Annotated in this window: 9 protein-coding genes and 1 pseudogene; 4 read left to right on the top strand and 6 right to left on the bottom strand. The window is 59.0% G+C overall.

The features are described 5' to 3' along the window. The 3 genes and pseudogenes from EN935_RS41985 to EN935_RS40770 form a co-directional block, all read right to left on the bottom strand. A pseudogene (locus EN935_RS41985) lies at positions 1-187 on the bottom strand (ATP-dependent DNA ligase); the annotation flags it as partial. Further along, complete coding sequence (gene ligD / locus EN935_RS12205; RefSeq protein WP_127265335.1) at positions 184-2841, bottom strand: DNA ligase D; 2658 nt, start codon at positions 2839-2841, stop codon at positions 184-186. The gene ligD and the pseudogene EN935_RS41985, both read right to left, overlap by 4 nt. Before the next feature lie 99 nt (positions 2842-2940). Further along, the gene (locus EN935_RS40770) at positions 2941-3108 is read right to left on the bottom strand and encodes a hypothetical protein (RefSeq protein ID WP_164548591.1); all 168 of its coding nucleotides are present in this window, start codon (positions 3106-3108) and stop codon (positions 2941-2943) included. A 100-nt stretch (positions 3109-3208) separates the two neighbouring features. Here EN935_RS40770 and EN935_RS12200 point away from each other — a divergent pair, with 100 nt between their 5' ends. Next, positions 3209-4036: a Ku protein gene (locus tag EN935_RS12200; RefSeq protein ID WP_127265336.1), complete on the top strand. Its 828-nt coding sequence runs from the start codon at positions 3209-3211 to the stop codon at positions 4034-4036. Positions 4037-4071: 35 nt separating this feature from the next. Next, complete coding sequence (locus EN935_RS12195; RefSeq protein WP_109671190.1) at positions 4072-4380, top strand: helix-turn-helix transcriptional regulator; 309 nt, start codon at positions 4072-4074, stop codon at positions 4378-4380. A 758-nt stretch (positions 4381-5138) separates the two neighbouring features. Here EN935_RS12195 and EN935_RS12180 read toward each other — a convergent pair. The 3 genes from EN935_RS12180 to EN935_RS12175 form a co-directional block, all read right to left on the bottom strand. After that, a complete protein-coding gene (locus EN935_RS12180) occupies positions 5139-5750 on the bottom strand; it encodes a methyltransferase domain-containing protein (protein ID WP_127373341.1) in 612 nt (203 codons plus the stop codon). Between the two features lie 163 nt (positions 5751-5913). Beyond that, positions 5914-6087 carry a hypothetical protein gene (locus EN935_RS40765; RefSeq protein WP_164757957.1) on the bottom strand — a complete coding sequence of 58 codons (174 nt, stop codon included), beginning with the start codon at positions 6085-6087 and terminating at the stop codon, positions 5914-5916. Between the two features lie 417 nt (positions 6088-6504). Then, positions 6505-6834 carry a YMGG-like glycine zipper-containing protein gene (locus EN935_RS12175; protein ID WP_127265882.1) on the bottom strand — a complete coding sequence of 110 codons (330 nt, stop codon included), beginning with the start codon at positions 6832-6834 and terminating at the stop codon, positions 6505-6507. Between the two features lie 270 nt (positions 6835-7104). On the opposite strand from EN935_RS12175, the gene EN935_RS12170 reads away from it, so the two are divergent. Together EN935_RS12170 and EN935_RS12165 are read left to right on the top strand one after the other, a co-directional pair. Beyond that, positions 7105-8670, top strand: coding sequence for a recombinase family protein (locus EN935_RS12170; protein WP_127265880.1), 1566 nt, complete (start codon positions 7105-7107; stop codon positions 8668-8670). Beyond that, positions 8670-9229 (top strand): ParB N-terminal domain-containing protein (locus EN935_RS12165; protein ID WP_164771097.1); only part of this gene is annotated, 560 nt, incomplete at its 3' end. The genes EN935_RS12170 and EN935_RS12165, both read left to right, overlap by 1 nt.

Genomic DNA, 9229 nt, shown 5'->3' with positions numbered 1-9229 from the left:
GCTTACCCGATTTCGCGCGCAAGTCCACCTTATCGCCGGCTTTGAAGGCAAGGCAACGGAACCCGTCCCATTTGGGTTCGTACTGCCATTGGCCGGCGCCGTCAGGCAACGCGTCTGCAGTTTTCGCCTCCATCGGCACGGTGTCCAATGGAACGCCAAACGGCAGCTTTGCGGTTTCGGATGTCATGCGGCGAGCTTTGCCGACCCCAGCCGCTTGATAGCGGTGCTGATCGAGCGTTCGCCATCACCGTAATCGGTCCAGGCGACGGTCTTCTTCAGGAGGCCGGGCACAGTGGCGACCGTGTCTCTCTTCGGATCGAGATCCGCCTTCACCTGCCCCCATGTCAGGGGCATGGATACCGTTGCGCCTTCTCTCGCCCTCGGAGACAGTGGGGCGACGGCTGTCGCCATGCGATCGTTTCGAAGGTAGTCCAGGAAGATTCGGGACGTCCGCAACTTCTTGGCCATATTTACAAGGTAGAGGTCTGGGCTATCGCCTGCCATCTGCATGCAGACCGCCTTGGCGAAGGCCTTGGCCTCGGGCCATGTGGTTTTGCTGCGCTGGGTCGCCAAGGGCGTGACAACGTGCAGCCCCTTTCCGCCCGTCGTCTTGCAGAAACTCACCAAACCCAAATCCTCGAGACGGTCGCGCATTTCCTTGGCCGCCGCGACGACCTCGGCGAAGGCAACTTCCGGACCAGGATCGAGATCGAAAACCAGTCGGCCGGGGATCTCGGGATGACCGGGTTGGCAATTCCAGGGGTGCAGCTCCAGGCCGCCGATCTGGGCGATGGCCGCCAGCCCCTCGACACGATCGATCTGCAGATATGGCTTGTGGTCGCCGAAAACCTTCACCAGTTCCAGCAGATTGGACGTGCCTGGCATTGCGTGGCGCTGGAAGAACTGTTCGCCCGCATAGCCATCAGGAGCGCGCACGAGGGAGCAGGGTCGTCCCTTGAGATGCTTGATCATCCATGGGCCGACGGCCTCGAAGTATTCGGCCAGGTCGAGCTTCGTCACCGGCTGCCCGCCGTCGCCGGCGTTCGGCCAAAGCGGTTTGTCCGGCTTGGAAATGATGACGCCCATGACAACCGGGCTTTTTCCCGTACCTCGCGTTGCCTTGGCAGGGTCGGCGAGCTTCGTGTCCTGAGGATCGGCGGGGCGCTCGGCCTCGACGTCCTTTGCTGGTTTGTCTTCACGCAGGGCTTTGAAGGCAGCCTGCCTGACATTGCCGCCCCCAGTCCATCCCGCGAACTCGATCTCAGCAACCAGTTCCGGCTTTGTCCAAAAGATGGTGGAGTCCTTCTTCGGCGCGCCATCGCCGGTGAAAGGTGATTTGGTCGCCTTCATTGCCTTCAACCTGGGCAGCAGTTGCTTGACCTTTGCCTCGCTGAAGCCGGTTCCGACACGGCCGATATAGGCGAAATGTTCGCCGCGGTTGACGCCAACGAGCAAAGATCGGAATTTGCCGTTGGTGTTAGACCAGCCACCGATGACAACCTCATGCCCGGCGCGGCATTTCGATTTTACCCAAGTGTCGGTCCTTCCCGACACATAGGTTGCATCAGCCTTTTTGGAGATGATGCCTTCAAGCGAAAGACGACAAGCAGAACGCAACACCGCATCGCCGCCATTGGTGAAGTGCTCGACATAGCGGATCAGGTGTTCCTCGCCGCGATCCACCTCGCCCAGCATCTCGCTCAGCTTTTCCTTGCGTTGCGTAAGAGACAGTCTGCGCAAATCCTCGCCGTCGGCGGACAACAAGTCGAAGGCAAAGAATACGAGATCCTTTGTCCGGCGCTCGGACAGCGCGGCTTGCAAAGCGGCGAAATCCGGTGCGCCATTTTCGCCGAGCGCTACGATCTCACCGTCGATAATGCCATCGGGGAAATGGGCCGCCTCTCTTGCGATGGCGTCAAATTTTTCCGTCCAATCCAGACCTCTTCGTGTTTTCAACGTGGCGGCGCCGTCCTCGATGCGCAACTGGACGCGGTAGCCGTCGAATTTGATTTCATGAACCCAGTCTGTCCCTGCCGGCGGCCGCGAAAGCGTCGCGCAGAGCTGTGGTGCGATGAAGCCAGGCATCTTCGCCGTCGAACCCCGCGCGGCTCCTTTCGCAGGCAGCACCGCCTTCGCCATTCCCTTAGACGACTTTGCGCGCTCGTCGGCGGCGTGGCCACGATTGCTGTCCCACACCGCATCGGCATCGGCCACAGAAGAGCCTTGCATCATGAACGGCTTCGGGCCGGAACCCTTGCCCGCGGCAATTTTTTCCATGCTCCGTCCGGAGGCCACGGATCGATCATGAGACAGCACCGCGTCGCCGTTGCCATCCGTCGCGTATTCGTCACGATGCTTGATCAGCAGCCAGTTCGTCCGTCTCCCGCCATTGCGGTCATGCTTCATGCGCACAAGCACAAAGCTTCCATGCAGGCGCTTGCCGTCGAGCATGAACTTCAGATCACCCTTTTCCAGTGCCTGCTCAGGAGGCATGGAGCCTTCCGGCTGCCAATAGCCTCGATCCCACAGCTGCACCGTTCCGCCGCCATACTGCCCCTTGGGGATGGTACCTTCGAAGTCGCCGTAGTCGAGCGGATGATCCTCAACCTGGACGGCCAGGCGCTTGTCCTGAGGATCCAGAGACGGACCTTTGGTAACAGCCCACGACTTGAAGACACCGTCGAGCTCAAGGCGAAGATCATAGTGCAGTCGCGTCGCCGCGTGTTTCTGAATGACGAAGCGGAGCCGGTTCGATTTAGCGATCGAGCGCTCGCCACTCGGTTCTTTCGTCTTCGTAAAATCACGCTTGGCGCGATAGGTGGAAAGCTCGCCTTTTGTCATGCAACAGATCCCGGCTGAGGACGCGACGCGCGACTCAACGCCGTGGACGAGATTTGGTTCGTTCGGCGCTGGAATGACGCGGCAGTCACTTTTTCCGTCTCAGAGGAGATGTGGCGTCTTAATCTCCGTCGCCGCGGATTGGCGCTCGACACATCGCGGTCCAGCAAGGTCGCTCAAGACAAGCTCGATCTCGGCACGCAGCTGTTGCCAAAACCCTTCAACCTTGAAGACCTTGCCGAAGAGCTGCGGGCCGTTCTCGATGAGCATAGGTCCGTTGGTCAGGCACGCCTGACAGCGGCAAGACCGGCATGCAGCGGAACGATTCAAACGCCCGTTCGTTTGCCTCGACGGAAACAGGACAAATTAAATGGTTGCGCCGCGTGCGGCCTGGAAGGGCTTTTTAAAGGTTGGTTCCGTCGCTTGCGGCGTAAAGGTTATCGGCGCAACCAGCGAGGCATCCAAGATTCATTTCAAGATCCTGAACCGAAAAGACGGTCTGCCGGTCAAAAGTGTTTATGCCGACGAGAAGACGGGAAAGACCGTCGAGGCGGAAGACCAGGTGAAGGGGTTCGAAGTCGAGAAAGATGAGTTCCTTCAGATCGATCCCAACGACATCAAGGCGCTGAAGCTGACATCGGATCATACACTCGAGGTCGGCGAATTCGTATCCATTGACGACGTGGATACGCGCTATCTCGAGAAACCCTACTATCTGATTCCTGCCGACGGCGCCGCTGTCGAGGCTTACGGCGTCATTCGCGACGCGATGAAGAACAAGGGTGTTGCTGCCCGATCCTGTATCGTCCTTTATCAGCGCGGCCGGGAGGTGCTGATCCAACCTCATGGCAAAGGCATGCTGATGACAGAATTGCGGAACCACAACGAGGTGGTCTCCGCAGACAGTGTTTTCGATGGCTTGACGAAGGCGAAATACGATCCTGAATTGCTCGAAATCGCCGGCATGCTGATCGACAAGAAAGTTACGACTTTCGATCCTTCAAAATTTGAAGATACGTATGAAGATGCCTTGATCGCCATGATCGATGCGAAGCGCAAGGGTAAGGCGCCGCCAAAGCCGGCTCCCAAGCCAAAAGAGAACGTCATCAACCTGGCTGAAATTCTTAAAAAGAGTCTCAAGCAGGAAGGGCTGGCAGCATCCAGAAAGAGCCTTTCGCCGAAGCGCAAGAAAGCTTGAGCACGGCCGCGCCCCACGCGATCGAGGAGACATTTGTGGTCCGACCAACCCGGGAACAATGCCGTGCGGCAAGGGGGCTCTTAAATTGGTCGCAAGCCAGGCTTGGCGCAAAAGCGAATGTGAGCGAAGGAACGGTTAGGGACTTCGAAAACGGCAAGCGTGTACCGGCCACCGACAAGCTCCTTGCGATGCAAGCCGCATTGGAAATGGGCGGCGTGGCTTTCCTGAGCCATGGGCAGACTGCGCAAGGCGGAGGACCGGGAGTTCGCCTAAGGAAGCCGACGGCACCGCGAACACGCGTTCGAGATGGCGAAGCCGGCATCATCGAAAACAGTGAAATGTAGAATGCTGCAGGCTAGCAGCCCCTCACATCTGGTCGTTGTAATGCTCTTTCGCTTGTCCAACCATCTTCGCCAGTTCGGAAAATGGGGGATGTCCGATTCACCTTGGGCTTTGTCAGCGATCTGAAGAAGCGGGATCGGACAGCAGATCGTGTTGCGATTGGCAGGGGAACTTCATTTGTCCGCTGGTTGCCTGTCACGGGACGCCTCAACCGTTCTCAGACCGGTATCAATGTCGTCGACAGCAGGCCCCTTGTGAACATGCACATTGTTGCCACGCAATCGAAGTCATCAGCCTTCGCGCGAAGATTTGCGACGTTCATGGGCTGGACCTCTTTATCTGCCCCGAAGGGTTCTGCCCGTCCGACTGATGGGTCTTGTCGTTCACGTCGTTCGAAGGCCGTGTCAGTCCCACCCCGCTCCTCGGATTCTTGTTACCCGCCGCGTCCTGGGAGAAAGAATCCGAAGGGTCGGGACCGGTCTTGGCAGGATATTTTGTTGCTCCCGTTTCGCGATGGTTGTCGTTGCCAGACATGTGCAGCCCTCCTGTGTGATCGTCGATAACCACACCCGACGCCACGAGTTCCATTGCGCATGGAACATTCCCAGGGGCCGATCGTTGGCCAGCAAAAACGATAGCTGCACGGCCAGGATCAAGAACCTTAACGCAGGGCGTTGTCGAGAAGCCGGATTTGGCTCAAGCCAGAATTGAGCGCAAAGACCTCAACTGCAGGGGCCGCGACTTAGCGCACCTCGGCCTCTCACGCTCTCTTCGCGAACGCCCAGACCATCAGCGGGTATTCCTCGTCGTTGCTGAGGTCGCGCCACAGGCCGTAGGCGCGCACGGGGCCGCCGATATGGGCCCTGGCGCAGGCCTTGTTGCCCCAGCCGTGGACCTTGACGTTGGCTTCCGCGAAGCCGCCCTCGACCATCAGCTGCTTGAGGCCGGCAGGGGTCCATCTGTTGTAGTCGTGCGGCCTGGCGTGGACGCGAAACAGGAAGGGTGTCGCCACCATCGCCCAGCCGCCGGGCCGGGTCATGGCGTGGATGTTTTGCACCGCCGCCTGCGGCCGCTGCACGTGCTCCAGCACCTGGTCGGCGATGACGATGGAATATTGCTCGTCGGTGCGGTCCTTGCAGATGTCGAAGGCGGGGAAATCGACCGAGCGGTAGTTGGGGCACATCGCCCGCCAATAGCGGTTCCAGCCGGGCGAGATCTCGATCACATCGGAAGCCTTGCGGTTGGCGGCTTCTAGAAAGAGGCTGAATGCCTCGATCTGGCGGATGCGCAGCCAGTTGCGGGAATCATAGCCGATGAGCCGTTTCACGGCGCGTTTGCTTTGGCTTTTCAGGGCGGCAAGGCTTGTCGTCACATCGACCTCCTCCACAACCCGCCGCGAAGAACAGTCTAGCCCGGCCAAGTGGGCAAAAAATGACAGCGAGCCAATTTCCCCCTCGAAGGCCCTCCAACGAGTGACAACAAAGCTTCGCCATGGGAGGGCTCGTCACCGACCTCCAATTCTCAACAAAGGAATCTCACATGATCTTGTCAGACGCCGGATCCGTCGCTCCGCGTGCGCAGCCGGCGAACAATCCAGGACGGTCGCCGGCACTTCGTACCGCGTGTTCCTCGACGCCTCCTCGGCCGGCGAGTTCGCCACCAACGCCGAACTGGCACTCGAACTGGAACCGCACCGCGTCCAGCGTCATTATGACGCTCATCGCGATAAATAGCACTGAAGCCTGATCGGGCCGAGGCGACGGGACCGGGGCTGCCCGAAGACGGAACCGGCCTGCGGAATGCCGATACCTCGCACATCAAAGAGGCGGATCCGGGGACAGAATCCGCCTCGTCTGCCGACAGGGCTTCGGGGGGAAGACGGGGGTCGGCAAACAATCCGATAGCAATATCAGCAAGCTTCTTGAGGCGTACTGTGCTCCGGAAGACTGGATTGTGAGCGCGTTTTGGATCCCGCGCAATTCGCCCGATAGACGTAGCCTGATATGCCTATGGACGTGTCGCGGACGCGTCCATTCCGTCCGACCGAGGCCGGATCGGGCGACGAGCTCCCCTTCCTTTCTTGAGCAACTACCTGCTGGCAAACGCGTCCCGCCGTCAGGCTCGCATCAATAATCGCCGTTGTAGTACCGGTCGTCGCAGGGCGCCGTGTAGATGCGGCCGTCGCGATCCTGGTAGCGGCACATCTGGTCGCCGCGGCGCTGGTCTTCGCGGCGCTGTGGGGTGGTGGCTGAGCCGACGACGGCGCCGAGCAGGGCGCCGCTGGCCGCGCCGATGACCGTGCTCTTGGTGTTGCCGCCAATGGCCTGGCCGACGAGGGCGCCGCCGGCGCCGCCGATCAGCGCGCCGGTTCCGGCCCGCTGCTGGCCTTCGGTCTGCGCGCAGCCTGCCAGGGCTGCGGTCATCAGCACGGCTGCGATGGCTTTGTGAAAGTTCATGTGCGTTCTCCCTTGAAGGCCTGAAATCCCTATGGCTTGCCACCTGCGGCCGCAATGCGGCGGAACGGGGGCACGAGGCCTCACGATAAAAGACATGGTTTCTCGGGCGTTGATAGAAACCCTGCCTGCTATTTTTTGACCCTCTCGGTTCATGGCAACAAAGCCTCATTCGATACAAAGTGTCGGTCAATGTGTAACGGGATTGAAGCGTCATGCCGCTAGGGTCGCTGGTTCAAGCGAACGTTCAATCTGCCTTTTAGGCGCGGAGTGATGGAAGAGGCGCACACGGCCCGTCGACCTTCTGTAGACGCACAACGCGTGCGCGCAGCTCAGTACGTGCGAATGTCTACTGACCGCCAGAGCTTCTCGATCGACAATCAGAAGGATGCAATCCGCGCCTTCGCGGCTGCGATGAACTACGACATCGTAGCCACATACGAGGACGCTGGTCGCAGCGGCTTGAACCTTGAAGGTCGCGCCGGCTTGCAAAGGCTGTTGGCGGACGTCGAGACGAAGAACGCGGGTTTCGAAATCATCATCGTCTACGACGTGAGCCGCTGGGGGCGATTCCCGAACCCCGATGAGAGTGCGTCGTACGAGTACCGGTGTCGCGTTGCCGGAGTGCGAATTGAATACTGTGGCGAACAGTTTGCCAACGATGGCACCATCGCATCAGACCTGCTCAAGGCGATAAAGCGCACCATGGCGGCCGAGCACAGTCGCGTGTTGTCGGTCAAGGTGTTTGCCGGGCAGTGCAGGCTCATTCAAATGGGATACCGGCAAGGAGGGTCGTCCGGCCTGGGCCTGAGGCGCCGGCTCATCGACCAGCATGGGCGCACAAAGACCATGCTCGCTCTCAAAGAGTACAAGAGCCTCCAGACGGATCGGGTCATCCTCGTACCTGGACCATCTGATGAAATTGCAACGGTGCGCTGGATCTATAATGAATATGTGAAGGGTGGTCGGACCGAGCTGCAAATTGCGCGGTCGTTGAATACCAAGGGAGTGGTCACCGATCTCAATCGATCGTGGAAACGCGAATCCATTCATCAGATACTCAGCAACGAAAAATATGTGGGCAACAACGTCTGGAATCGGCAGTCTTTCAAGCTCAAGCAAAGGAAGGTGACCAATGATACGACCAAATGGGTGCGCGCCGATGGTGTCTTTGAACCCATTGTAGACCGCAAACTGTTCGAACGGGCTCAAGTCATAGCCGACGCCCGCTCATCTAAGATGGGCAACGATCAGATGTTGGTTGTGCTCGCCGAACTTCTGAAGAGGCACGGTACCCTCTCAGGTCCGATCATTGACGCGGCGGCAAATTGTCCGCCAAGCAGCCGCTACAGGAAAAAATTTGGCAGTCTGCTGCGAGCCTACAAGCTCGTTGGATACGATCCGTCTCAGAACTATCGGTTTCTTGATATCAGAAGGCGGCTTGGTGAGATCTTCGAAGAAGTCGTCCAAACGATAGTCGCGACCATTGAGCGGGCGGGCGGCTCTGCGGTGCGTCAGAGCGGTCTCGGCGTGCTTCGCGTCAATGATGAATTCACTGTATCCATTGCGATGGGTCGCTGTCGCAACACGCCATACGGCTATCCTCATTGGTTGGCCCCTGCGGAACGGGGTACCGCTGCGGACGTGAAAGTGGCCATCCGCATGAGCCCGGATAACCAGACGATCCTGGATTATCTGATTGCGCCAGCAAATGAGATTGGTGGAAAACCCTTAAACCGCGCCTTGAACAAGAGACTGGAGTTCAACACTTTCTTCTTCAAATCGCTGGATCCGCTGTTCGCCTTGGCCGAACGCAACGCCATCACGGCCGCTCGCTGATGGACGCCACCAACAGACCAATCTCGCTCCTGCGCCTGGACGCGATCAAAATTACCAACCCGCGCACCCGAGGCAAAAAATCCTTCCAGGATATTGTCGACAGCATCAAGAGCGTCGGCCTGAAGCGTCCCGTCACGGTGACGAAAAGCGATGTCGACGAAGGCGCCTTCACGCACGATCTGGTGTGCGGCCAGGGGCGGATCGAGGCCTTCAGGCTGCTGGGCCAGACCGAGATTCCCGCCTTTGTGATAGAGGCAACCAGGGCCGAAGCGCTGGTTAAAGGGTTGGTGGAAAATTGTGCTCGCCGGTATCATACCGCCTATGACCTTCTTCGCGATATCGGTCGGCTGAAAGAAAGCGGCTATTCGGACGCCGACATCGCAGCAAAGATCGGTCTTTCGACCGAATATGTCAGAGGAATTGCACGCCTTCTGTCACAAGGCGAACAGCGCCTTCTGCGGGCCGTCGACTCCGGCCAGATCCCGCTGTCGGTCGCAGTCGATATTTCCACCGCCGACGAGCCCGGTATCCAAGCGGTTCTTCAGCTTGCCTATAAAAG

Origin of the sequence: Mesorhizobium sp. M7D.F.Ca.US.004.03.1.1 (genome assembly GCF_003998635.1) — a bacterium.
Lineage (GTDB): Bacteria > Pseudomonadota > Alphaproteobacteria > Rhizobiales > Rhizobiaceae > Mesorhizobium > Mesorhizobium loti.
This window is presented reverse-complemented; position numbering and strand designations above follow the sequence as displayed.

Excerpts from the sequence above, each read along its gene's own strand:
- ligD (WP_127265335.1), bottom strand. The coding sequence starts at position 2,841 with ATGACAAAAGGCGAGCTTTCCACCTATCGCGCCAAGCGTGATTTTACG.
- EN935_RS40770 (WP_164548591.1), bottom strand. The coding sequence starts at position 3,108 with ATGCTCATCGAGAACGGCCCGCAGCTCTTCGGCAAGGTCTTCAAGGTT.
- EN935_RS12200 (WP_127265336.1), top strand. The coding sequence starts at position 3,209 with ATGGTTGCGCCGCGTGCGGCCTGGAAGGGCTTTTTAAAGGTTGGTTCC.
- EN935_RS40765 (WP_164757957.1), bottom strand. The coding sequence starts at position 6,087 with ATGACGCTGGACGCGGTGCGGTTCCAGTTCGAGTGCCAGTTCGGCGTT.
- EN935_RS12175 (WP_127265882.1), bottom strand. The coding sequence starts at position 6,834 with ATGAACTTTCACAAAGCCATCGCAGCCGTGCTGATGACCGCAGCCCTG.
- EN935_RS12170 (WP_127265880.1), top strand. The coding sequence starts at position 7,105 with ATGGAAGAGGCGCACACGGCCCGTCGACCTTCTGTAGACGCACAACGC.